Source organism: Streptomyces pseudovenezuelae (assembly GCF_029892565.1).
GTDB lineage: Bacteria > Actinomycetota > Actinomycetes > Streptomycetales > Streptomycetaceae > Streptomyces > Streptomyces pseudovenezuelae_A.
Map to the genome: position 1 here is coordinate 52,139 of NZ_JARXVH010000020.1, position 23,317 is coordinate 75,455.

The following is a 23,317-nucleotide window of genomic DNA, read 5'->3' on the forward strand; positions in this document are numbered from 1 at the left end:
CTCACCCTCCGGGCTTGTTCAGGCGTGCGGGACGACGGCGACGGGGCAGGGCGCGTGATGCAGCGCCGCGTGTGCGACGGGGCCGATGTGGGTGCCGAGACGGGTTTCGCGCGTCCGGCGTCCCACCACGACGAGGGCGGCTCCGGCGGAGGCGCTGATCAGCTCGTCGGCCGCACGTCCTTCGGTGACGCTCTCGACGACGGCGACCTCGGGGAACTTCTCGCGCCATGGGCGCAGCGCGGCGATCACGGCGTGCTCGTGCTCGGCGAGCAGCTCCGGGCCCCTGATCGGGACGAGCGCGTCCGCCGCCGCGAAGTCCGGCGGCCGGCTGAAGGTGTGGATCACGCGCAGCGAGGAGTCCCGGCGCCAGGCGGCGTCGAAGGCGAACTCGATCAGTTCTTCGCAGGGCCGGCCGGTGTCGAGACCGAGCACGACATCGCGGTACGGGATTCCGGGTATCTCGTCCGGAGAAATGCCGTCCGGTGCCGAGAAGTGCTCATCGGCGGCGCTCCCGCCCACCCTCACCAACACCACGGGACGGGATGCCCTGGCGACAACCCGCTGCGACACCGACCCCATCAGGAACCCCGCGACACCGCCGAATCCACGGGAACCGAGGACCAGCAGCTCGGCCTGCTCGGCCGTCTTGAGAAGGACGGCTACCGGGGAGTCCGCCACCGCCTGCCCGCTGACCTGCAGACCTGGGTGCGCCGCGCGGATGCTGTCCGCCGCCCGTTCCGGCAGGTCTTCGGCCAAGGCCCGTTGGGACATGTCCGCGGGCACGGACGGGGCAGGACGTGGATGCCACTCCCAGGCATGCACCAGATGCAGCGCCGCGCCCCGGCGCGCGGCTTCCCGTGCCGCCCAGTGCGCGGCGGCCAGGCTCTGGGGAGACCCGTCGATCCCCGCGGTGACGTGTCGAAGCATGATCCGTACCTCCGGCGTTGCTGCCCGTGGGTTCTTCTTCCTCCACCGAGTCTGGTATCGGGGTGAGCACCGGAGCAGAGGCCGGACAGGCCCTTGCGATGGGCCCTTCGGCCCTGATGCCGTCCCGCCGCGCACGGCCCGGCGGCCTCCCGCACCTCGCGGCGCGGGACGGGCCGTGCCGATCGCGCCGGCCGATGCCATGCGGCCCGGTCCCGGGGCCGGATGGCCCATGGCGGAGGACGGGAGACGAGAAGAGATTGGAGTCGGCGGGGTCGCGCCCCAGGAATCGGCAGGACCATGAGCGCTTCCGCTACGTCCACCATGCTGCGGGCGCTGCCCGCCGAGCGGCCGGCACAGAAAGACGTACGAGTTCGACGCCGAGGACCCTCTTGCCGGATGTGGACGCGCCCTACGGCAGCGACAGCTCTCGTTGACCCGACCACGACGGAATCGTCGGAACCGACCAAGGAGTCACTGTGCACGGCACCCCGCACATCGTGAGCGACGTGATGACCCACACCGTCGTCTCCATCGGCCGCAGCGCCGACTTCAAGGAGATCGTGCAGCTGATGGAACGGTGGAAGGTCAGCGCCCTTCCCGTTCTGGAGGGCAACGCTGAGGGCGAGGGCCGGGTGGTCGGCGTCGTCTCCGAGGCCGATCTGCTGTACAAGGAGGAGTTCCGCGACGCCGACCCCGACGGCTACACACAGCTGCGGCGCTTCTCCGATCTGGCCAAGGCCGGCGCCGTGACCGCCGAGGAGCTGATGACGTCCCCGGCCCTGACCGTCCACGCGAACGCGACCCTCGCGCAGGCTGCCCGCACCATGGCGCACGCCAGGGTCAAGCGCCTTCCCGTCGTCGATGACACAGGCAGGCTGGAAGGCGTTGTCAGCCGCGGTGACCTCCTGAAGGTGTTCCTGCGGGACGACGAGGAAGTCGCCGAGGAGGTCCGCAGGGAAGTCGTGTCGTATCTGTTCCCCGCGGCGTACTCGCGCGTCCGTGTGCAGGTGAAGGACGGGGTCGTCACACTCGCCGGGCGTGTCAGGGACACCTCTCTGGTGCCCGTGGCCGCACGCCTGGTGCGGGCCGTCGAGGGTGTGGTGGACGTGGAGTGCGAACTCGCAGGCCCGGCTCGCCGCCCGGAGCAGTGACCGGCAGCCGACCCGACGGCCATCGTCGGGTCGGGCCGGTCAGCCCTGGCGCGCCCGGTTCCGGTGAAGAACCACATCCCCCGGCCGGCGGCCGGACTCGGCGTCCAGCGCCGCGTCCGGACGGGCGGTCCTGGCCGGCCATCTCGACCGGCCTGACTCCACTCCACCGGCCACCCGGCGTACCGAGTCCGCCCTGCCCCGCCTCGTCGTCCGGGCCTGCCGCCGGGCCGCGCCCTTCTGCGGTCAGCCTCCGGCCGCGGCGCCGTCCGCATTCACGGGAACCCGCCACACCAGCCGCGTGCCGCCGCCCTCCGGCCGTTCGCCGAGCGTCAGCGTTCCGCCGAGGGTGACGGCCCGCTCCTGGATGTTCTTCAGCCCGCTGCGCCCGGCGTCACCCGGCATTCCGCAGCCGTCGTCCGTCACCGTGAGCGTCAACTCGCTCCTGGCGCACTGAAGGCGGACGTCCACCGCCTGTGCTCCGGAGTGCCGGGCCGCGTTGCTGAGCGCCTCGCTCAACACCGCGATCGCATGGTCGGCGATGTCGCCGGGGACATCGGTCTCGACGAGCCCCTCGATGCGCAGGGCGGGCGGGAATCCGAGTGACGTTGCCGAGGCCCTCACCGCCTCGGCCACCCGGCCGCGCAGTCCGTCGCTCTCCCGCCCGCCCCCGCCATGGGCGCGGAGACCGAAGATCGTGGACCGAATGATCTTGATGGTTTCGTCGAGGTCGTCGACGGTACGTGTCAGCCGCTCCAGGCCCTCGGGGTGCTCCATGAAGCGCTGGGTGCTCTGCAGGGTCATGCCGGCCGCGAACAGCCTCTGGATGGCGAGGTCATGGAGGTCGCGGGCGATGCGGTCCTGGTCCTGGAGCAGGGTGATCTTGTCCGCGTCCCGCCGCCGCTCGGCCAGTTCCAGCGCCAGCGCCGCCTGGTCGGCGAACCCGAGCAGCGGCCCGGTGTCCACGTCGCCGAACGGCGTACCGCCCGGCACACGCCCCAGCAGCAACACGCCCCGCGGTTTCCCGCCGGCGCCGAGCGGCACCGCGACCACGGGTCCGAGCCCGGCCCACTGGGCTTCGCCCTCGCCGGTGCGGGAGTCGTGCTCGATGTCGGCGCTGACCACCGGCTCCGCAGCGCCGAGTGCCGCTCCGACGAAACCGTCCCGCGCGGACAACACCAGACCGCTGCGTTCCTCTCGGCCCAGGCCGACGGCCAGGGCCGGCCGCAGTGTCTCCTCGCCCGGTACGCGCTCCGCGATCAGCCCCATGTCGGCGGAGACGATCTTCCGGGCCTCGTCGACGATCAGTTCCATCACGTCCGCGCTCGGCGCACCGGTCAGGAGCATGCTGGTGACCTTGCCGCCGGCCCGCTGCCAGCGCTCGCGCATTCTGGTCTCCTCGTACAGCCGCGCGTTCTCGATGGCCACTCCGGCGGCCACCGCCAGGGTCGACAGGACGGACTTGTCCTCCGCGTCGAACTCCCTGGCGCTGTGCTTCTCGGTGAGGTAGAGGTTCCCGAACACCTCCTCGCGCACCCGGATCGGTACGCCGAGGAAGGAATGCATCGGCGGGTGGTGCGGCGGGAATCCGTACGACGCCGGGTGCTCCGACAGCTCCGGCAGCCGCAGTGGCACCGGGTGCCGGATCAGCTCTCCCAGGAGCCCGTGCCCGCTGGGCAGCGCGCCGATCTCCGACCGCCCCTCTTCGTCGATGCCGACGGTCAGGAACTCGGACAGCTTCTGGTCGGCACCGATCACGCCCAGCGCTCCGTACTCGGCGTCCACCAGCACCACCGCGGCCTCGACGATGCTGCGCAGCACCTGCGGCAGGTCGAGTTCCCGTCCGACCGACAGGACGGCCTCCAGCAGGCCGTGCAGGCGGTCCCGGGTGCCGCGGACCGCGTCGATGCGCACCTGCAGCTCGCCCATCAGTTCATCGAGCCGCAGCTTGGGCACATGCTCCTCGGAACCGCCGCGTCCATCCCCGCTCATGGCTTCCTCCGACCGATATTGCAGACAAGGCGGGCTCGAACCAGTTCCCCTGTTTTCACCGTACTGTCCGGGGGTCTCGAAAGCGCCGTCGGACGGGTCGAGGACAGGTGGGGATCTCGATGGTGCGGACCGTGTTGAGCGGCATCGGGGAAGTGCGGGTGCGCTCCCGATGCCCCTCAACACGGCGCACAGGGGCGGGAGGAGGCCCGCATGGTTCAGCTCCTCTGCGGCTCGGCCGCGAATTGAGTGCCGATCCGCGCGGCCCACGCCTTTATCTGCTCGAAGTCGCGGAAGTCTCCGCCCTTGCCGGAGGAGACGATCTTCCGGGCGATGAATCCTGTCGCTCCCTCGTCGAGACAGCCCCCGAAGGTGACGTGTTCCTTGGCATCGAGCCGCAGCATGGCCCGCCGCACACCGGGCACGGGCGGGATGTCCCGCTCCGAGGCCGTGGCGTCGAGCGGCCCGCTGCTGAAGAACCACAGCGGGATTGCGGCCAGCGCGCGGCCGTGACGGCGCACGAAGCGGCGGGCATCCTTGTGCCAGCGTCCCGCGTACAGCCCGCCACCCACCACCACCGCGTCGTACGACTCCACGTTCGTCACGGACCGGGCGGACACCGCCGCGGCCGACACTCCCGCCTCGCGCAGGACTTCGGCGACGGTCTCGGCGATCCGCGCGGTCGAACCGTTCGTCGTTCCGTAGGCAACCAGCACTTTGCTCAGCATGATCGTGCTCCTCCTTCAGGGCCTTCGCAGTCATTCCCCGGTCACACCGTGCACGGCCGGCTCGTCCGGCCGCAGGTGCGAGTCGTCCAGCCGGTACATGAGCTTGTCGACCACCGCGACGACACCGTCGACCCGGTTGGTCATGGCGAGGGCGATCTCCGCCTCGCTCCTGCGCTCCACATGGCCCGTGAGCGTCACCACTCCCTCGTCCACACCGACCTCCACGCTCGACGGCGCCAGCCACAGCGAGCGGACCAGCACCTCGTCGATCACCTCGCGGCGGATCTTCGCATCGGGCCGCAGGAAGACCTGGAGCAGGTCGCGGCGGGTGACGATGCCGACGAGTCGGTCCTCCTCGTCCACCACCGGCAGCCGCTCGACACGGTTGCGTGTCATGGTCCGGGCGGCCTCGGCAATGGTGTCGTCGGCGTACACCGTGACCGGCGGCACGGACATCAGCTGTCCGGCGGTACGGGCATGCGCCTTCGCGGGCGGCCTGCGCGCGCCGCGGGTCAGCCCGGCGAGCCGGAAGCGGCGCTTGTGCCCGCCCAGGTCTGATGTCTCCGCCTGCCGGACCATGAGGTCGGTCTCGGAGATCACCCCGATGACCTTCTCGTCCTCATCGATCACCGGCAGTCCACTGATGCGGTGCTCGGCGAGGAGCCCTGCCACCTCCTTGAACGGGGTGCCGTACAGCGCCCGGACGACCTCCGTCGCCATCACGGATCCGACCTTGTCGTGCTTCATGTCCGTTCCTCCTCAGCGCAGTCGGCGCAGATAGGGGTCCTGAGCCCTGCGCGGCAGCAGGCGGACGCGTGCGTCGAGCACGGTGACCGCGTCAGGCGCCGCGAGGACGGGGTTGAAGTCGGCCTCGGCGAGTTGCGGCAGATCGCCCGCCATGCGGGACAGCCTCAGGAGCAGCTGTTCGAGGTCTTGGAGGTCGACGGGTCCGCTGCCGTGCGCGCCGAACAGGAGCGGTGCGCAGCGCGGGGCGGTGATCAGGTCGTGCACGTCGTGGTCGGTCAGCGGGGCGAGGCGGGCAGCGTGGTCGGCCAGGACCTCGGTCGCGGTGCCGCCGAGTCCGAACAGCACGAGCGGGCCGAAGACCTCGTCCTGGACGACGCCCGCGAACAGTTCGGTGCCGCGCGCGGCCAGCGGCTGGACGACCACCCCGGTCATCAGGCCGGCGAACCGGCTCTCGAAGTCCCGGAAGGCGGCACGGACTTGGGCCTCCCCTTCGAGATCGAGGTGCACGGCGTGCTGCTCGCTCTTGTGCAGCTGACCGGGCCAGTGAGCCTTCATGACCACCCGGCCGTCGGGGCCGCGCAGCCGTTCGGCTGCCAGGACGGCGTCGTCCTCCATCGCCGCCCAGGCCCACGGGAGCTGGGGAATGCCGTAGCAGGTGAGGAGTTCGGCGCAGGTGCGCGGGTCGAGCCAGCCGCCGTCCGGATGGGCGGCAAGGTACGACTCGGCGATCGCGCGGGCCCGGGCCGCGTCGACCTGTGCGAGCTCCGGGATCGTGCCCGCGGGCCGGCTCAGCCAGGCCGCACGGCGAGAGGCGTGGGCCAACGCCCGGGCCGCCGAACCCGGTTCGGCGTACGACGGGATGGTGCCGCCGTCCCGCGCAGGCAGCAGTTTGACCGGCAGGTCCTGCTCCAGGCGTACGACGGCGACCGGATGGGCACGGCGTGCGGGGCCGCTGGTGAGGGCCCGCACGAGGTCGTCGCCGGTCGCGGCCGCGACGGCCGTGGGGACGAGGGCGAGCAGGACGGCGTCGATGCCCGGGTGCTGCATGATCCGGTCCAGGCAGTCGCCGAGCTGCTCCTCCGTGACGGCGGCGGTGACATCGACGGGGTTTGCGACGGTGGACCCGTCGGGCAGTACGGCATACAGGCTTTCGACCACCGCAGGCGGGAGCAGCGGAAGCGACAACCCCGCTTCCGCGCAGGCGTCCGCGGCCAGGACACCCGTGCCGCCCGCATTGGTGACGACGGCCACGCGGGTCCCCGTCGGGAGCGGCTGGGAGCGCAACAGGGCGGCGGTTTCCAGGAGTTCACCCACCGAGTGCGTGGCGGTGATGCCGGCCTGGGTGAACAGCGCCTGCCGGGTCATGGTCGGGGTGGCAGCGGCCGCGGTGTGCGAGGCCGCGGCGCGACGGCCGGCGTCGGTGCGGCCCGCGTCGACCGTGAGCACCGGCATGCGGCGGGTCACACGCCGGGCGGTACGGGAGAAGGCCCGCGGGCTGCCGAAGGACTCCAGGTGCAGCAGAGCGAGTTCGGTGCGCTCGTCGCTCTCCCACCACTGGAGCATGTCGTTGCCGCTGACGTCATACTTGTCGCCGAGCGACGCGAAAGACGAGACACCGACGCCGAGCCGGGACAGCCCGTCGAGCAGGGCGATGCCGACGCCGCCGGACTGGACGGCGACGCCCGCCGTGCCGGGGCGCGGATGATCCGCCGCGAAGGTGGCGTCGAGGGAGAGCGCCGGGTCGGTGTTGGAGATGCCCAGGCAGTTCGGGCCGACCAGGCGCATGCCGTACGCGCGGCACGTGGCCATGAGGGCTTCCGCCTGCCGGCTGTCGAGGCCGGCCGAGACGACGAGCAGTGCCCGTACTCCGGCCTTGCCGCACTCCTCCGCGGCGTCGGGGAGGGCTGCCGCGGGCACCGCGAGGACCGCGAGATCCGGGACCTTGGGCAGCGCGCCGACCGAGGGGTAGGACCGCACGCCGAGGATCGACGTCGCACGGGGGTTCACCGCGAAGAGCCGCCGGGTGAAGCCGCCCTCGTGCAGATGGTGCAGCAGAGCCCGCCCCACCGATCCGGGCCTGCGCCCGGCGCCCACCACGGCGATCGCGTTCGGCCGCAGCAGCGGTTCCAGGCTGGCCACGTCCGCGGCCCGGCCGCGGGCCTCGACGGCGGAGAGATAGGCGTCGTCCTCGTCCAGTTCGATGGCGCAGCGCACCTCCGGACCCTCGAAACGACGTGTGGTGCGCAGACCCAGGTCGGCGAAGAGCCGAAGCACTTCGTGGTTCTCGGAGAGCGCGTCGGCCGTGAACGCGGTGATGCCGTCCGCACGGGCTGCGGAGACCAGATGCTCGATAAGGAGCGTGCCGACGCCGTGGTGGTGCAGCGTGTCGGTCACGGCGATGGACATCTCGGCCGAGGCCGCGTCGTCGCCCACCTCGTATTCGGCCAGGCCGATCACCTGGTCCTTCGACTCGGCCATCAGCGCCCGGTGTCCGGGGCGCGGCGGCGCGGCGGCGCGGTCGGCGGCCATCGCGGCGGAACGCCGGCTCGCCGAGAAGAACCGCAGCCGCAGATTCTCCGCGGACATCTCCTCGTAGAGCCCCTGCAGCTGTTCGTGATCGCCCGGCCGCACGGGACGTATGCACACGGTGGTGCCGTCCGAGAGCAGGGCGTGGACTGTGGGTCGACTGAGCGTGTCATCCGTCATCGTGGGTCTCCTCCAGGCCTTTTGACCTTTCGAGCATCCAGCAGATCGGGCAGTCACCCCATGGGCTGTCCGGGGGCACGTCGGGGGCCGGTCGGCCCTAAAGCCCAGGCCCGGGCGGGGTGACGCCGGCCTGCATCAGCGCCGGGTCGAAGATGCACGACTGTGGCGGTGGGCAGAGCGAACCGCCCCGCAGGCGCCGCCTCGTCCGAGGGCGGGACCTGCGGAACCGGCTGGGCGGCGTCGGGTGCCTCGTTGTTCATGCGGGTACTCGTAGGGGGCTTCCTCGCTGTCTGTTCACATGCGAGTCGGCGGCACCACGACGGGCATTGCACGCTGTGGTCTGCGGACGTTGTGGTTCGGCCCGGGCCGTGGCGGTGGTCCGCCACGGTGACGAGGTTGATCAAACGGTCTTGGTCGCCCCGTTCAGTACGGCGTCCGGGCCGGTCGTGGTGCGGGAGACGGGAGACGGGAGGCGGGCGGCGGCGTCGCGGAGCCTGCGGCCGCGGTCTCGCGGGCAAGGAAGGAGCCGAGCTCACCGATGGTGCTCATCAGCGGGGCGGGGAAGACGACGGTGGTGTTCTTGTCGACACCGATCAGCAGGCACTGTCCCGGTTCCCGCGCCGCAAGGCAAAGGACCGCACCGCCAACCACCAGCGCGCGGTGGAGAAGGTTGCCCAGCTCCACGGCAAGGTGCGGCGCCGGCGCCTGGACCACGCACACCAGACCGCGCTCGGCCTGGTCCGCGCACATGACTTCATCGCTCACGAAGACCTCAAGGTCCGCACCATGAACAAGGCGCCCGCGCCGAAGCCCGACCGTGACCCGCGCGACGTAAAGCAGGCAGCTCAGGACATCAGCCGGCGCTTACTTCGTGGGGCGGCCGCCGGTGTGGGGTTGCTCCAGTTGGGAGGCCAGGACCGCGGCCTGGACGCGGCGTTGGACGCCGAGTTTGGCCAGCAGCCGGGAGATGTGGTTCTTGACGGTCTTCTCCGACAGGTAGAGCTTCTTGCCGATCTGGCGGTTGGTCAGGCCGTCCCCGATCAGGGCGAGGATGTCCCGTTCGCGGGGGGACAGGCTCGCCAGCTCGGGGGAGACGGTGGGCGTTTCGGTGGGGTCGGCGCGCAGCGAGCGCATCAGGCGGGCCGTGGTCGCGGGGTCCAGCATGGACTGGCCCGAGGCGACCGTCCGTACCGCCGAGACCAGGTCGGAACCTCTGATCTGTTTGAGGACGTAGCCCGAGGCCCCTGCCATGATCGCGTCGAGCAGGGCGTCCTCCTCGTCGAACGAGGTCAGCATGAGGCAGGCCAATTCCGGCATCCGGCTGCGCAGTTCCCGGCAGACGGTGATGCCGTCGCCGTCGGGGAGGCGTACGTCGAGCACGGCGACGTCCGGGCGCAGTGCGGGGCAGCGGGCGAGGGCGTGCTCGACGGTGTCCGCGTCGCCGACCACCGAGATGTCCGGTTCGGTGCCGAGGAGGTCGGTGATGCCGCGTCGTACGACCTCGTGGTCGTCCAGCAGGAAGACACGGATCGGGTGCTGCTGCGTGAAGGTGCGTGTCTCGGCCATGACGACCCCTTGTTCCGCGGTGGCGGACGGTCTGCGAGCTGCCCGTAAGGACGATCATTGCTCGCCGGACCCGGATGCACTAGGGCCGACCGGCCCCAGTCGGCTTCGCGATGCACCGTCATCGGCCCAACGGTCATGGCCTGGCGGCCCTTGGCGCCGGTGATCGGCCGGTGAGACCTTTCATGCGGTGCCGAGTGCCCGCTTCTCAACTTCCGGTATGGATTTTTGAGCGGGTCTGGTCTGGTTTGGTGGCTAAGGCTGATGGTTCCGTATGCGGGCGGCGTGTCTGGGGCGCGGTGACCGGCTTACGTCGGCTGACGGGCCGCGGGAGGATGTCGGCTCGGGGGTGCCGCTCCAGGCAGTCCTGACCGCTCACTCAGCGTCATGGAGCTGCGGGCGTCAGCCAGGATCACGCGACACCCCAACATGCGATCTCACCAGTCCCAAGGGCGAACTCGCGCCGCCCTTTGTCGGGTCGGGCAGGCGCGGCAGCTACGTGAGGTGGGTGCCCCGGGTCGAGCGAGGTCGAGACGAGAGAGTCCGGGGTCACAGGAGTGGAATTTCTCCTTGGGCAGCGGATGGGCCTCCGATGCGACGCCGACGACACACTCCCTCACCTTCTGGTTTCGCTTCGGTTCGCGGCTCGCTCAGTCCCGGCTGCCGGCGCCGTACGGGGCGTACAGGTCCAGCAGCCGGGTCCGGGAGGAGCGGAGGCGGTGGGCGAGCACGTCACCGACCCATTGAGCGACGGCGTTGCCCAGGGCCGGGTCTTCCCGGCACATCAGACGGACGGCCGTGGCGTCGAACTCGTACGCCCGCACCGGGGTCGTCGCTTCGGCACCCAGGTGCCAGGCGTGTGGGGAGAACAGCCAGGACCAGCCCACGAGTTCGTTGTGCCGAAGAGTCTCGATGACGGCCGCGCGGCGACCCGGCACATGCATGTCGAGCTGGACCGTGCCGGTGCGGATGATCCAGAACCGGTCGGCCCGGCTGCCCTCCTCGAACAGGCGCGTCCCTTGCGGGAAGGAGACCTCGTGGGCGAAGCCCATGAGCCGCTGCCGGTGCTCGGCCGGCAGCGCGCGCGGCATGCTGGGCGTAGTGGTGGCGATCATGGCGTGCCTCCCGACAAGACGTGGGAACTGTCATGACCAGGGTGTGTCCGACGCCCGGCGGCCGGCCATGGGCCACCCGGTCCACCGGCCGGGCCACTCGGCTCTGAGCAGAGGACTTCCGGCACGCTGTGGCGCCACCGCCCAAGCTGTTTCATAGTGCGTGAGACGCCCCGCCCCCGCTGGGTGGAGGGGCCAGCTGGGGATGCCTCACTCCCTCCCAGCCTCTGACGGTTGTCGGCGGATCGGGCTGCCCCTCCCGTACCAGGTCGGTGGGACGCCGGCCGCCACTGGAGACCCCGACGTCGAGTGCATGCACCGTCTGTCGGCCCCGCCCGAACCGGAGGTCACAGACGGCGTGTTGACCTCACTCGCGCCGATCGTCTCGACCTGTTGGAGAAGGGGCCGCACACCATCAAGGCCGTACGCGTCGCCACCTTGGAGGACTGAGCCATGCGCATCGTCATCGCGCTGGGCGGCAACGCCCTGCTGCGCCGCGGCGAACACCCCGACGCGGTCGTTCAGGAGGCGAACATCGACCGGGTGACCACCGCGATCGCCGCCCTCGCCCACGATCACGAGATCGTCATCACCCACGGCAACGGCCCCCAGATCGGCCTGCTCGCCGTCGAGAGCGCGGCCGACCCGGCCTTGAGCGCCCCCTACCCGCTGGACCTGCTCGGTGCCCAGACCCAGGGCATGATCGGCTCCCTGCTGGTCCGCACCCTGCACGACGCCCTGCCCGGACGCCGGATAGCCGCGCTGGTCACCCACACCCTCGTCCGGGCCGACGACCCGGCCTTCGAGCACCCCACCAAGTTCGTCGGCCAGGTGTACCCCCACGACATCGCGACCGTGCTCGCCCGTAAACGCGGCTGGCACATCGGCGCCGACACCACCGGTTGGCGCCGTGTCGTCCCCTCCCCGGCACCCGAACGCATCCTGGAGAGCGATTCCGTCCACGACCTGCTGGGCAGCGGCACGCTCATCATCTGCGCCGGCGGCGGAGGCGTCCCCGTCATCGCCGACCCCGACACCGGCGCCCTCACCGGGGCAGAGGCCGTCGTCGACAAGGACCTCACGGCGGCGCTGCTCGCCGAGCACCTCAAGGCCGACTTCCTGCTCATCCTCACCGACGTGCCCTGCGTCTACACCGGCTACGGCACTCCCGAGCAGCAGCCTGTCCTCGGCGCCACCCCTGCCGATCTGCGCCGGGGCGGCTTCCCCGAGGGCTCGATGGGTCCCAAGGCCGAGGCCGCCGCCCGGTTCGTGGAACGCACCGGGGGACTGGCCGCGATAGGGGCCCTGGACGCGGCGTACGAGATCGTCCACGGCAGGTCGGGCACGCTCGTGCGCCCGGACCTGCCCGCCGGGTGACGGTCACCGACCGCAGGGCCGTCCGGCCCTGGCCGCAGGGGGCCGGACGGCGAGGTCCACGCCCCTGTCCGGCCCTGCCGACGACGAGCGCGTCGCCCGAGCATGGAGTCAGGGAGACATCCCAGTGCGGAGCAAGGGAGAGAACCGGCGATGACAGCGACAGTGACAGCGGGAACGCTCGCAACCGAGGCATGGCGCGTCTTCGTCGGCACGCCGTGGCGCGAGCGCGTCGACGTGCGCGATTTCATCCAGGCCAACTACACGCCGTACGAAGGGGACGCCACCTTCCTGACCGGCCCCACCGACCGTACGCGGGCCGTGTGGGAGAAGGTCAGCGCCCTGTTCCCGGAGGAGCGGAGCCGGGGCGTCCTCGACGTGGACACCGCCACCCCCTCCACCATCACCTCACACGCGCCCGGATACATCGACCGTGAACGGGAGTTGATCGTCGGCCTGCAGACCGACGCTCCGCTGAAGCGCGCGATCATGCCGAACGGCGGCCTGCGCATGGTCGAGAACAGCCTGAAGGCCTACGGCTATGAGCCCGACCCGTTCGTCACTCGTGTGTTCGGCACCTACCGCAAGACCCACAACGACGGTGTCTTCGACGCCTACACCCCCGAGATGCGGGCGGCCCGCAAGGTCGGCATCATCACCGGACTGCCCGACGCCTACGGGCGCGGCCGGATCATCGGCGACTACCGGCGCGTGGCGCTGTACGGCACGGACCGGCTGATCGAGGTCAAGAAGGCGGAGCGGGCCATGCTCGACGCCTGCGCGTCCGCCGTCGAGGTCATCCGTGACCGGGAGGAACTCTCGGAGCAGATAAGGGCGTTGGGCGAGCTGACGCGGATGGCGGCCACGTACGGCTGTGACGTCTCCCGGCCCGCCGGCACCGCACACGAGGCCGTGCAGTGGCTCTACCTCGGCTACCTGGCCGCCGTGAAGGAGCAGAACGGCGCCGCGATGTCGCTGGGCCGCACCTCGACCTTCCTCGACATCTACCTTCAGCGAGACCTGGCGGACGGTGTCCTCGACGAGACGCGCGCCCAGGAGCTGATCGACGACTTCGTGATCAAGCTGCGGATCGTGCGGTTTCTGCGCACGCCCGAGTACGACGCCCTGTTCTCGGGCGATCCGACCTGGGTGACGGAGTCCATCGGGGGCATGGGTGCCGACGGGCGGACACTGGTCACCCGCACGTCCTTCCGCTTCCTGCAGACTCTCTACAACCTCGGCCCCGCGCCCGAACCGAACCTGACGGTCCTGTGGTCGCCCCAACTGCCCCGCGCCTTCAAGGAGTTCTGTACTCAGGTCTCGATCGACACCAGTGCCGTCCAGTACGAGTCCGACGAGCTGATCCGCCCGTGCACCGGCGACGACACGGCGATCGCCTGCTGTGTGTCGGCGATGCGGGTCGGCAGGCAGATGCAGTTCTTCGGAGCCCGGGTCAACCTCGCGAAGGCGCTGCTGTACGCGGTCAACGGCGGCCGGGACGAGATGACCGGCGAACAAGTCGCACCCGAAACACCTCCGCTGGCCGGCGAGTACCTGGACCACGACGAGCTGTCGGCGGCCTACGACCGCGTCCTGGACTGGCTGGCCAGGACGTACGTCAACACGCTCAACGTCATCCACTACATGCATGACAAGTACGCCTACGAGCGCATCGAGATGGCCCTGCACGACTACCCCGTCCACCGCTTCATGGCGTGCGGCATCGCCGGCCTGTCGGTCACCGCGGACAGTCTGTCCGCCGTCAAGTACGCGCGGGTGAAGGTGTTCCGGGACGCCACCGGCCTCGCCGTCGACTTCCGCACCGAGGGAGACTTCCCGGCGTACGGCAACAACGACGACCGCGCCGACGCCATCGCCGTAGGCCTGGTGGAGTCCTTCATGGCGAAGGTGCGCCACTACCCCACCTACCGCAACGCCGAACACACCCAGTCGGTGCTCACCATCACCTCGAACGTCGTCTACGGCAAGCACACCGGCAACACCCCCGACGGCCGCCGCACCGGACAGCCCTTCGCCCCCGGAGCCAACCCGATGAACGGCCGCGACCGGCACGGGGTCGCCGCCTCGGCGCTCTCGGTGGCCAAGCTGCCATACGAACAGGCCCGCGACGGCATCTCGCTGACGACGAACATCACCCCCGAGGGACTCGGCCACCGCCCCGAGGAACGCGCCGGGCACCTGGTCGGCATCCTTGACGCCTACATGGCCGCGGGCGGCTTCCACATGAACGTGAACGTCCTTGACCGCTCCACGCTGCAAGACGCCATGGAACACCCCGACAAGTACCCGGACTTGACCATCCGGGTCTCCGGATATGCCGTCAACTTCGTCCGCCTGACCCGTGAGCAGCAACTCGACGTGATCAGCCGCACCTTCCACGGATCGCTGTGAGCACCGTCCGAGCCGTGACCACCGGCCGGATCCACTCCTGGGACCTGTCCACCGGCGTGGACGGGCCCGGGACCCGGTTCGTCCTCTTCGTCAGCGGCTGCCCGCTGCGCTGCCTGTACTGCGCCAACCCCGACACCTGGCACATGCGGGACGGGCGGGAGGCGACGGTCGAGGAGGTGATGGCGGAGATCGAGACGTACCGCGCGTTCATCACCATCGCCGGCGGCGGAGTGACCGTCACCGGTGGCGAGCCGCTGCTGCAGTCTGCCTTCACCGGCGAGGTCCTGCGCCGCTGCAAGGAGGCCGGACTGCACACCGCCCTCGACACCTCGGGCTTCCTCGGCGCCCGCGCCTCGGACGAACTCCTCGCCGACACAGACCTGGTGCTCCTGGACATCAAGTCCTTCGACCGCACGGCCTACCGCCACCTGACGGGCGGCGAGCTCGCCCCCACCCTGAACTTCGCCAGCCGCCTCGACCGACTCGGCGTCCGCATGTGGATCAGGTACGTCCTGGTACCCGGCTGGACGGACGACACGGAATCCGTGGACGGTCTGGCCGACTTCGTCGCAGGACTCGGCACGGTCGACCGCGTGGACATCCTGCCGTTCCACAAGCTGGGCGCCGCGAAGTACGAGGCCCTCGGCATCCCGTTCCCGCTGCGTGACATTCCCGTCCCCACTCCCGAACTGGTCGAGCGTGTCCGTGAACAGTTCCGGGCGCACGGTCTGCCGGCCTACTGATCGCGGTTCCGCCGGCAGGCACACGGCCGCGACAGGCGAGGCGTGTCCGGGGCGCCGGGTGCCGGGCACGCACCCCAACAGTCCCTGGGGGCGGGGCCGTTCAGCCCCGCGGCCAGGGACCTTCGGCATCCGGCGCCGGCCGCGCCGCGGGACGAGAGTGAGGAGCGTCAGACACCGAGCGGACGACACTCCCGCTCCTCCCCGAAGGGATCACCACCATGGCCGTTCACGAGCGCCCTCGTCAGAGCCAGGGCTTCCACCTGCCGTCCTTCCGCGGCAATGGGACCGCCCCCGCCTCCCAGTCCGCCGTGTCGGCACACAGCGACACCCACGCCGCCCGGGCCTACGCCTTCGCCTCCCTGCGCCTGCTCACCGGCTTCGTCTTCCTGTGGGCCTTCCTCGACAAGACCTTCGGCCTCGGCTACGCCACCCCCTCCGGCAAGGGCTGGGCCGACGGCGGCTCGCCGACGAAGGGCTTCCTGAGCGGCGTGGCCGCCGGCCCGATGGAGTCCACGTTCCACTCCTGGGCCGGGGATCCCTGGGTGAACTGGCTGTTCATGCTCGGTCTGCTCGGGGTAGGTGTCGCGCTCGTCGCCGGCGTCGCGCTGCGCTTCGCGGCCGTCGCGGGCACTCTGATGATGGCGTTCATGTGGGTGGCGGAGTGGCCGCCGGCCCAGCACCTCTCGGACGGCTCGCCGAGCTTGTCGTCGAACCCGTTCGTGGACTACCACCTCATCTACGCCGTCGCCCTGATCGCCCTGGCCGCTGTCTCCGCCGGCGACACCCTGGGTCTCGGCAGGCTCTGGGCGAGGCTCCCGCTGATCCGCCGTAGCCACTGGCTGCGGTGACCGCGGGCGGTGCCGCGGACCCCGCCGAGGGTCCGCGACGCCGAACACCGACCAGGGCCGGTCGGTCCCTTGAAGGGACCTGCGGCCCCTGCCGGGCGCCTCATCCGAGGACCAGGCTCCAGCCAGGACCCCCCGATTCAGAAGGTGGACATCATGACCCGCACCGTCACCGTCGGCCTGGACGGCTCCGCCGAGAGCCGCGCGGCGGCCGAGTGGGCCGCCCGCGAGGCACGGCTGCTCGGCCTGCCGCTGAAGCTGGTCCAGGTCTGGGAGCCGGTGCCGGCGCCCATGGCGCAGGCACCGATGCTCGGCGCCGAGACGCAGCAGTACTGGACAGAGCGGATTCCCCGCGAGACGGGCGAGGGCATCCGGCTGCGCCATCCCGGCCTCGACGTGACCAATGAACTGCTGTCCGGCCGGCCCGCCGACGTACTCGTGAGCGCCGCCAAGGACGCGGAGCTGCTCGTTCTCGGCTCCCGTGGACTGGGCGGGGTCGGCGGGTTCATGGTCGGTTCGGTCGGGCTGTCCGTCGTGGCACACGCGGACCGCCCGGTCGTGTTGGTCCGCGCCGGGGAGCAGGCCGCCGACGAACACGAGATGGACCCGGTCGGCATCCCGTCCGCGGCGGCTCCGTTCCGGCCCGTCGTCCTCGGCCTCGGCATCGAGAGCCCCGACGACGAACTCATCGGGTTCGCGTTCGCCGCGGCCGCCCGCCGTGACACCTCTCTGCGGGTCGTCCACGGCTGGAACCCGCCCGCCTACTACGCCTACGGCCTGCCCGTGGACCTCGAAGTGCAGGGGGCCCTGGCACTGCGCGAATCCACCGCCCTCACCGAGGTCCTGCGCCCGTGGACCGAGAAGTTCCCGGAGACCGAGGTGACCGAGGAGTGCCCCTATGGCAGCCCCGGGGCCCATCTCGTCGACGCCTCCCGTCAGGCATCTCTGGTCATCGTCGGCCGCCGCGTCCGCCGCGGCCCGCTCGGTGCGCACATCGGCTCCGTCACCCACGCCGTCCTGCACCACTCCATCGCCCCCGTCGCCGTCGTCCCGCACGACTGACCCACACCTGAGGAGCCGCAATCATGAAGGCAGCGGTCGTACGAGCCTTCGGCGAACCCCTGGTCATCGAGGACCGCCCCGACCCCGAGCCCGGCCCCGGCCAGGTTCGCGTGCGCGTCGAAGCGTCCGGACTGTGCCACACCGACATCCACGCCGCCCACGGCGACTGGCCCGTCAAGCCGACCCCGCCCTTCGTTCCCGGCCACGAAGGCGTCGGACTCGTGGACAAGGTCGGCGACGGCGTCACCCACCTGTCCGTCGGGCAGCGGGTGGCCGTGCCGTGGCTCGGCTGGGCCTGCGGGCGGTGCGAGCACTGCCTGTCCGGCTGGGAGACGCTGTGCGAGCAGCAGATCAACACCGGCTACGGCTGCGACGGCGGGTACGCCGAGAAGATGCTGGCCTGGGCCGACTTCGCCCAGCCGGTGCCCGATGGTGTGAACGCCGTGGACGCCGCACCGCTGGCCTGCGCCGGGGTGACCACGTACAAGGCGCTCAAGGTCGCGGGGGTCCGGCCCGCGCAGCTCGTCGCGATCTCCGGTGTCGGCGGGCTGGGGCACCTGGCGGTGCAGTACGCGAAGATCGCCGGAGCCACTGTCGCCGCGATCGACGTCACCGACGAGAAGCTCGAACTCGCCGCCGAACTCGGCGCGGACCTTGTCATCGACGCCCGCAAGGAGGACGTAGGAGAGGTCCTCAAGCGGCACGGCGGTGCGCACGCGGCGATCGCCCTGTCGGTGAACGAGGCCGCGTTCGCCGCGGTCAACTCCGGCCTGCGGCGCGGCGGGAAGCTCGTCATGGTCGCCCTGCCCGCGCACGGCACGATCCAGGTCCCGATCTTCGACACCGTACTGAACGGCACCTCGGTGATCGGCTCGATCGTCGGCACCCGGCAGGACCTCGCCGAGGTCTTCCAACTGCACGCGGCCGGCCGGACCAAGGTGATCAGCGAGACCCGCCCGCTGGCCTCCGTCAACGAGTCCATCGCCGACGTGCTGCGCGGCGACGTCAGGGCCCGGATCGTCTTCGACCTCGGTACGGGACGGTGAGGACGATGGACCTCCCGATCATCGTCGGCGTCGACGGCTCCGAGCCCAGCCTGCGGGCCGTCGATTGGGCGGCCGACGAGGCCGTACTGCGCGGCGCGCCGCTACGGGTGGTGTACGCGTCGCTGTGGGAACGGTACGAGGGCACCTCGCTCGCCGCGGACCTGAACAGGCCGTCGGAGAAGGTGCGGGCCCAGGACATCGTCGATACGGCTGCCCGGCGCGCCCGCCACCGTCAGCCCGACGTGAAGATCTCCACCGATGTACTGCCCGAGGAACCCGAGTACGCACTGGTGCGGGAGAGCAGGACCGCCTCGCTGCTGGTGACGGGCACCCGTGGCCGCAGCGGCCTCGCCGAGGCGCTGCTGGGCTCCGTGAGTCTGATCGTGGCCGGGCACGCGCAGTGCCCGATGGTCGTCGTGGGCGGCACCCACGACAACCAGGCCCGGACCGGAACACACGGCCGTGTCGTCGTGGGCGTCGGAGAGAAGCCGGCGGACTCGGCGGCGGTGCGCTTCGCCTTCGGGGAGGCGCGGCGGCGCGGGGTGGCCCTGGAAGCCGTACGGGCCTGGCGGTGGCCCGCCCGAGAGACCACCGACCATCCGCTGATGTCTGCAGAACCCGCCCGACTGCATGAGCAGCAGGCGGTGGAAGCCCTCGAAACCGCGCTCCAGGACGCCCCGCCCGATGTCGCGTCACACCGCCGCGCGGTCGAGGGCCGCACCCGGATGGTGCTGGTGGACGCCTCGCGGGACGCCGACCTCCTGGTCGTCGGAGCCAAGCGCCGCCCCGGGCACTACGGACTCCAGCTGGGCCGGGTGGCCCATGGGGTCCTGCACCACTCCGCCTGCCCGGTCGTGATCGTGCCCGAGCGGACGTGAGCGCTCGCCACCCGACATGGATCCGCGAGCACCGCACGATCCACCCGAGGCCACGGACCGGCCCTGAGACGCCTGAACCGACCACTCACCAAAAGGAGTTCACCGTCATGACCGTACGCGTCGGCATCAACGGCTTCGGCCGCATCGGCCGCACCTATCTGCGCGCGGCCCTCGACCGTGCCGAGGCGGGCACCCAGGACGTCGAGGTGGTCGCGATCAACGACATCGCCTCGCCCGCCACTCTGGCCCACCTGTTGGAGTACGACTCGACGTTCGGCCGCATCGGCCGCGACGTCCAGCACGACGACAGCTCCATCACGGTCGACGGGCGGCGCATCGCCGTCACCGCCGAACGCGACCCGGCCGCACTGCACTGGTCCGACTACGGCGCCGGCGTCGTCGTCGAGTGCACCGGCCGCTTCCGCGACCGCGACTCCGCGGCCCTGCACCTCAAGGGCGGCGCCCACACCGTGTTGCTGTCGGCGCCGGGCAAGGACGTGGACGCCACCATCGTCCTGGGCGTCAACGACGACACCTACGACCGCCATCGCGACCGGATCGTCTCCGCCGCCTCCTGCACCACCAACTGCGTCGCACCGATGATGAAGGTGCTGCACGACGCCTTCGGTGTCGAGCGCGGCATGATGACCACCATCCACGCCTACACCAACGACCAGTCCCTGCTCGACGGCCCGCACAAGGACCTGCGCCGGGCCCGCTCGGCCGCACTGAACATCATCCCGACCAGCACCGGAGCCGCCCGCGCGGTCGGCCTCGTCGTACCGGAGCTGGCAGGGGCGCTGGACGGCATCGCCGTCCGTGTCCCCGTCGAGGACGGCTCTCTCACCGACCTCGCCGTGGTCCTGAACCGCGAGGCGACCGCGGACGAGATCAACGAGGCGTTCACCGTGGCCGCCGAGGGACCGCTCAACGGCATCCTCCGAGTGTCGAAGGCGCCCATCGTGTCCCGCGACGTCATCGGCGATCCCGCCTCCTGCATCTTCGACCCGGCCCTCACCCAGGCCAACGGCACACTCGTCAAGGTCTTCGGCTGGTACGACAACGAGTGGGGCTACACCAACCGGCTCCTCGACCTCACGGCCCTCGTCGCCGACGACTGACACACCCCGGAGGGGACCGGTGCCTTTGGCCACCGGTCCCCTCCGCACGTCACGGACGACCGGCGGAAGAAGGGGACGGAACCACCGTCTGCGCCAGCCCGGGGAGCCGTTGGACCACGACCTACCGGAAGGGTTCTACGAGGAGATGTCGCCGGAAAACCTGCGGCTCAGGTTCTTCGCGACGAGCCGGCGGCAGGGAGCCCTGGCCGCCGACCGGGCCCCACCCCGGCTACTGCGCCCAGCCGGCCAAGACCCATGACCGCGTCATCGGCCGCGCCGAGTACGACACCGGTGGCGGCGACCGCCGTGGTGCCCCCGCAGGAAGCTGCCGCCGTCGGTGACCAGTCGCAGTCGGCCGTGCCCTGCCCGGACCCGGTTGCGGGCACGGCACAGGACACTGAACCCGGAGCAGTCGATGAAGGACACGGACCTCAGGTCGAGCACCAGATCGGGGTGCGGTCCCGAGGTCAGGGCGTCGAGGCGGGACGCCGGCGGGATCGCCGTCACGAGGTCGATCTCGCCGTGCAACGTCACGACGGTCGCCCCGCCGATGCTGCGGACGGTGCGAGACGGCGCGGACCTCGTGCCGTTTTCGGGCATGGTGAGATCAAAGCCGCAGTGGAACTCCGTGCGGAAGGGCCGATCGGTCCCGGGAGGTGGGGCCCGGTAGGCCCCGGTACCCGCCGCGCCCAGCAGGGCCCGTCCGGTCGGGACGATGGCCCGACCGGCCCAAGCGGTCCGCCTCGCACGCAGGTCACGCTGGATGTGCGGGATGAACCCGGCGCGAGCGGGACGCCGGACTCGTACTGGCAGCCGAGATCCCGCCCCCGACCATCACCGAGCCGAGGGACGTGACGACCATGCCCGAACGGACACAGACCAACACCGATACGCCGGCGGAACGACCCCTGGGCGACCTGGGACGCCGCCTCGCCACCCGGCGCGCACAACTGGGCCTGACCCTCCCGGAGGCAGCCACCCGAGCGGACATGGCGACCAGCTACCTCAAGCACCTGGAGGAGCATCCCGGCGCCGCACCGGGCAGGGGCACACTCCTCCACCTGGCCGACGCCCTGGAGACCACGGTGCCGGAACTCGCCGGCGGAGCCGTCGATCTGCCGCCCGGGCTTGAACAGGCCGCCGGCAGACCCGAGTTCACGAAGCTGAGCACGGACGAGTGCAGGTCCCTGCTCGGCACGCACGGGGTGGGGAGAATCGCGGTGTCAACCGGCTCGGGGCCGGTCGTCGTGCCGGTCAACTACAGCGTCGTCGACGGCGCGATCGTGTTCCGGACTGCCCCCGGTGCGACGCCTTCGCTGGCCGTCGGCCATCGGGTGGCCTTCGAGGTGGACCGCATCGACGACGCGTTCAGCCGGGGCTGGAGTGTGCTCGTGCAGGGGCGTGGGCGGGCGGTGACGGACCCCGACGAGGCACGCCGGCTCGCGGACAGCGCCCACAGCAGGCCGTGGGCGGGAGGCGAGCGCGAACTGTGGGTGCGGATCGACATGCAGGCGGTCACGGGACGCCGGATCACCGTGTGACGGAGACGTCGTCGTCCGGCACAGCCCGGGCGGGCGCTCCTTTCCCTGCCTCGCGTCGCAAGCCGAACGGCCCCATTCCAAAGGGCCGTTCGGCGTTGTGACGGGTACTCATGGCTCCTGCCCTGCGGGCCGGCGGACGACGAGCATCGTCGGTGGAGGCACCCCGGCCCGGATCGTCGGGCGGCGCCCCTGGTCCGCAGCGGACCCGCCTTCGGCGCCTCCTGCCTCAGGCACACGTCCTGGGCACACCTTGAGCGCGCAGAAGGGAAACAGGTCCATGACTCTCCCACACGTGGTCGTCGGAGTGGACGGCTCACTGGTCTCCGTAAGGGCGTTGGACCAGGCCGCGGAGGAAGCGGCGCGGCGCGGCATCGCGCTGCGCGTGGTGTACGCCGTGCCCGACCGCGACGAAGCCGGCCCGGTTCTCGCGTCCGCCGCCTCGCGCGTGCGGCAACGGCACCCCAACGTGCCCGTGGAGACCAGGGCCGTAGCGGACGGCGTCGTGCGGGCGCTGGTCCGCGAGAGCGCGGACGCGGTGCTCACGGTCGTCGGCCCACGGGGACTCGGTGGACTGGCCGGTCTCGTGTGCGGCGCCGTGAGTTCACGCCTCGCCGCGCAGGTGCAGGGACCACTGCTGGTCGTACGCGGGGAATGTCCGCACGACGACCGCCGCGATGTACTGCTCGGCCTGGAGAGCGACACCAGCACGAAGGCGGCCCTCTACGCCCTTGAAGAGGCGGAGTTGCGCGGCGCGCGCCTGCGTGTCCTGCACTCCCGGACGCACCGGCACACCAGTCCCGAACCGCCCTCGCTGATACCGGCGACGAGCCCGGGACAGGAGGGCCGCCCGAGGGTGGCGGTGGAGAGTCGGACGGTCCACACCGCCCCGGCGCACGCCTTGGTGGCGGCCACCCGGGATGCCGTCGTCGTGGTCATCGGATCGCACCGGCCGGAGGGCCGGCACGGCGGACACCTGGGGCCGGCCGCGCGCACCCTCCTGCACCACTCGCACTGCCCGGTGGTCGTCGTCCCCACCAGGTGACTGGGAGGCGGATGCCGGTGACCACATGAGGGCGGACACGGATCGTCTGTTCCATGGTCGTTGCCACCCAGGGCCGCAACATCGCCCGGCAGCGGGCCCCTTCACCGGGATCAGTCACGAGCAGGGCGGGCCCGTCGTGGACGCGGACGACGATGTCCCCGTAGGGCAGAACGTGGTTGACCAGGCGCACGGTCGGCAACGCGTGCCGGGTGAAGACGATCCTCCCCAGCGACACGCTCCCAACAGCCGCGGCGCTATGGCGCTGTCGAGCTCTACTCGGCGGCGAGGGCCTGTGGCGACCGGACGGAACGGGGTGACGGGGCCGGACGGCGT

Annotated in this window: 20 protein-coding genes and 1 pseudogene; 11 read left to right on the forward strand and 10 right to left on the reverse strand. The window is 71.1% G+C overall.

Annotated features, from left to right (window positions below; genetic code table 11):
* Positions 1–18: 18 nt before the first annotated feature.
* Positions 19–927, reverse strand: coding sequence for a universal stress protein (locus M2283_RS41595; RefSeq protein WP_280881769.1), 909 nt, complete (start codon positions 925–927; stop codon positions 19–21).
* A 476-nt stretch (positions 928–1,403) separates the two neighbouring features.
* Between M2283_RS41595 and M2283_RS41600 the strand changes: the two genes are divergently transcribed.
* Positions 1,404–2,078, forward strand: a complete 675-nt coding sequence (locus M2283_RS41600) for a CBS domain-containing protein (protein ID WP_280881770.1) — start codon at positions 1,404–1,406, stop codon at positions 2,076–2,078.
* Positions 2,079–2,321: 243 nt separating this feature from the next.
* On the opposite strand, the gene M2283_RS41605 is transcribed toward M2283_RS41600, so the two are convergent.
* The 7 genes from M2283_RS41605 to M2283_RS41635 all read right to left on the reverse strand — a co-directional run bounded on the left by M2283_RS41605 (position 2,322) and on the right by M2283_RS41635 (position 10,923).
* Positions 2,322–4,067: a sensor histidine kinase gene (locus tag M2283_RS41605; protein ID WP_280881771.1), complete on the reverse strand. Its 1,746-nt coding sequence runs from the start codon at positions 4,065–4,067 to the stop codon at positions 2,322–2,324.
* A gap of 215 nt (positions 4,068–4,282) precedes the next feature.
* Positions 4,283–4,792 (reverse strand): flavodoxin domain-containing protein, encoded by a 510-nt coding sequence (locus M2283_RS41610; protein ID WP_280881772.1) that lies wholly within the window; start codon positions 4,790–4,792, stop codon positions 4,283–4,285.
* Between the two features lie 30 nt (positions 4,793–4,822).
* On the reverse strand, positions 4,823–5,539 hold the full coding sequence (locus M2283_RS41615; protein WP_280881773.1) for a CBS domain-containing protein: 717 nt from the start codon (positions 5,537–5,539) through the stop codon (positions 4,823–4,825).
* 12 nt (positions 5,540–5,551) lie between these two features.
* Positions 5,552–8,245, reverse strand: a complete 2,694-nt coding sequence (locus tag M2283_RS41620) for a bifunctional GNAT family N-acetyltransferase/acetate--CoA ligase family protein (RefSeq protein WP_280881774.1) — start codon at positions 8,243–8,245, stop codon at positions 5,552–5,554.
* Between the two features lie 423 nt (positions 8,246–8,668).
* A complete protein-coding gene (locus M2283_RS52045; protein WP_432423202.1) occupies positions 8,669–9,010 on the reverse strand; it encodes a hypothetical protein in 342 nt (113 codons plus the stop codon).
* A gap of 99 nt (positions 9,011–9,109) precedes the next feature.
* Entirely contained in the window at positions 9,110–9,811 is a 702-nt protein-coding gene (locus tag M2283_RS41630; protein ID WP_280881775.1) for a response regulator transcription factor, read from the reverse strand.
* Between the two features lie 647 nt (positions 9,812–10,458).
* Positions 10,459–10,923: a Crp/Fnr family transcriptional regulator gene (locus M2283_RS41635; RefSeq protein WP_280881776.1), complete on the reverse strand. Its 465-nt coding sequence runs from the start codon at positions 10,921–10,923 to the stop codon at positions 10,459–10,461.
* Between the two features lie 450 nt (positions 10,924–11,373).
* Between M2283_RS41635 and M2283_RS41640 the strand changes: the two genes are divergently transcribed.
* From M2283_RS41640 to gap, 8 genes are all read left to right on the forward strand, one after another.
* Complete coding sequence (locus M2283_RS41640) at positions 11,374–12,297, forward strand: carbamate kinase (protein WP_280881777.1); 924 nt, start codon at positions 11,374–11,376, stop codon at positions 12,295–12,297.
* Positions 12,298–12,447: 150 nt separating this feature from the next.
* Complete coding sequence (gene pflB / locus M2283_RS41645; RefSeq protein ID WP_280881778.1) at positions 12,448–14,706, forward strand: formate C-acetyltransferase; 2,259 nt, start codon at positions 12,448–12,450, stop codon at positions 14,704–14,706.
* Positions 14,703–15,449 carry a pyruvate formate-lyase-activating protein gene (gene pflA / locus M2283_RS41650; RefSeq protein WP_280881780.1) on the forward strand — a complete coding sequence of 249 codons (747 nt, stop codon included), beginning with the start codon at positions 14,703–14,705 and terminating at the stop codon, positions 15,447–15,449. Before pflB ends, pflA begins: the two co-directional genes overlap by 4 nt.
* Before the next feature lie 218 nt (positions 15,450–15,667).
* The gene (locus M2283_RS41655; protein ID WP_280881781.1) at positions 15,668–16,297 is read left to right on the forward strand and encodes a hypothetical protein; all 630 of its coding nucleotides are present in this window, start codon (positions 15,668–15,670) and stop codon (positions 16,295–16,297) included.
* 153 nt (positions 16,298–16,450) lie between these two features.
* Positions 16,451–17,356, forward strand: coding sequence for a universal stress protein (locus M2283_RS41660; RefSeq protein ID WP_280881783.1), 906 nt, complete (start codon positions 16,451–16,453; stop codon positions 17,354–17,356).
* A 23-nt stretch (positions 17,357–17,379) separates the two neighbouring features.
* Positions 17,380–18,402, forward strand: coding sequence for a zinc-dependent alcohol dehydrogenase (locus M2283_RS41665; protein WP_280881784.1), 1,023 nt, complete (start codon positions 17,380–17,382; stop codon positions 18,400–18,402).
* Between the two features lie 5 nt (positions 18,403–18,407).
* Complete coding sequence (locus M2283_RS41670) at positions 18,408–19,280, forward strand: universal stress protein (RefSeq protein WP_280881785.1); 873 nt, start codon at positions 18,408–18,410, stop codon at positions 19,278–19,280.
* 107 nt (positions 19,281–19,387) lie between these two features.
* Positions 19,388–20,401, forward strand: a complete 1,014-nt coding sequence (gene gap, locus M2283_RS41675; protein ID WP_280881786.1) for a type I glyceraldehyde-3-phosphate dehydrogenase — start codon at positions 19,388–19,390, stop codon at positions 20,399–20,401.
* A 264-nt stretch (positions 20,402–20,665) separates the two neighbouring features.
* Here the strand turns inward: gap and M2283_RS41680 are convergent, their stop codons facing one another.
* Positions 20,666–21,001 carry an STAS domain-containing protein gene (locus M2283_RS41680; RefSeq protein WP_280881787.1) on the reverse strand — a complete coding sequence of 112 codons (336 nt, stop codon included), beginning with the start codon at positions 20,999–21,001 and terminating at the stop codon, positions 20,666–20,668.
* 260 nt (positions 21,002–21,261) lie between these two features.
* On the opposite strand from M2283_RS41680, the gene M2283_RS41685 reads away from it, so the two are divergent.
* Together M2283_RS41685 and M2283_RS41690 are read left to right on the forward strand one after the other, a co-directional pair.
* Complete coding sequence (locus M2283_RS41685) at positions 21,262–21,942, forward strand: helix-turn-helix domain-containing protein (RefSeq protein ID WP_280881788.1); 681 nt, start codon at positions 21,262–21,264, stop codon at positions 21,940–21,942.
* A 277-nt stretch (positions 21,943–22,219) separates the two neighbouring features.
* Positions 22,220–22,984 carry a universal stress protein gene (locus tag M2283_RS41690; protein WP_280881789.1) on the forward strand — a complete coding sequence of 255 codons (765 nt, stop codon included), beginning with the start codon at positions 22,220–22,222 and terminating at the stop codon, positions 22,982–22,984.
* A 4-nt stretch (positions 22,985–22,988) separates the two neighbouring features.
* Here M2283_RS41690 and M2283_RS41695 read toward each other — a convergent pair.
* Positions 22,989–23,242 (reverse strand): annotated as a pseudogene (locus M2283_RS41695) (pyridoxamine 5'-phosphate oxidase family protein); the annotation flags it as partial.
* Positions 23,243–23,317: the final 75 nt, after the last annotated feature.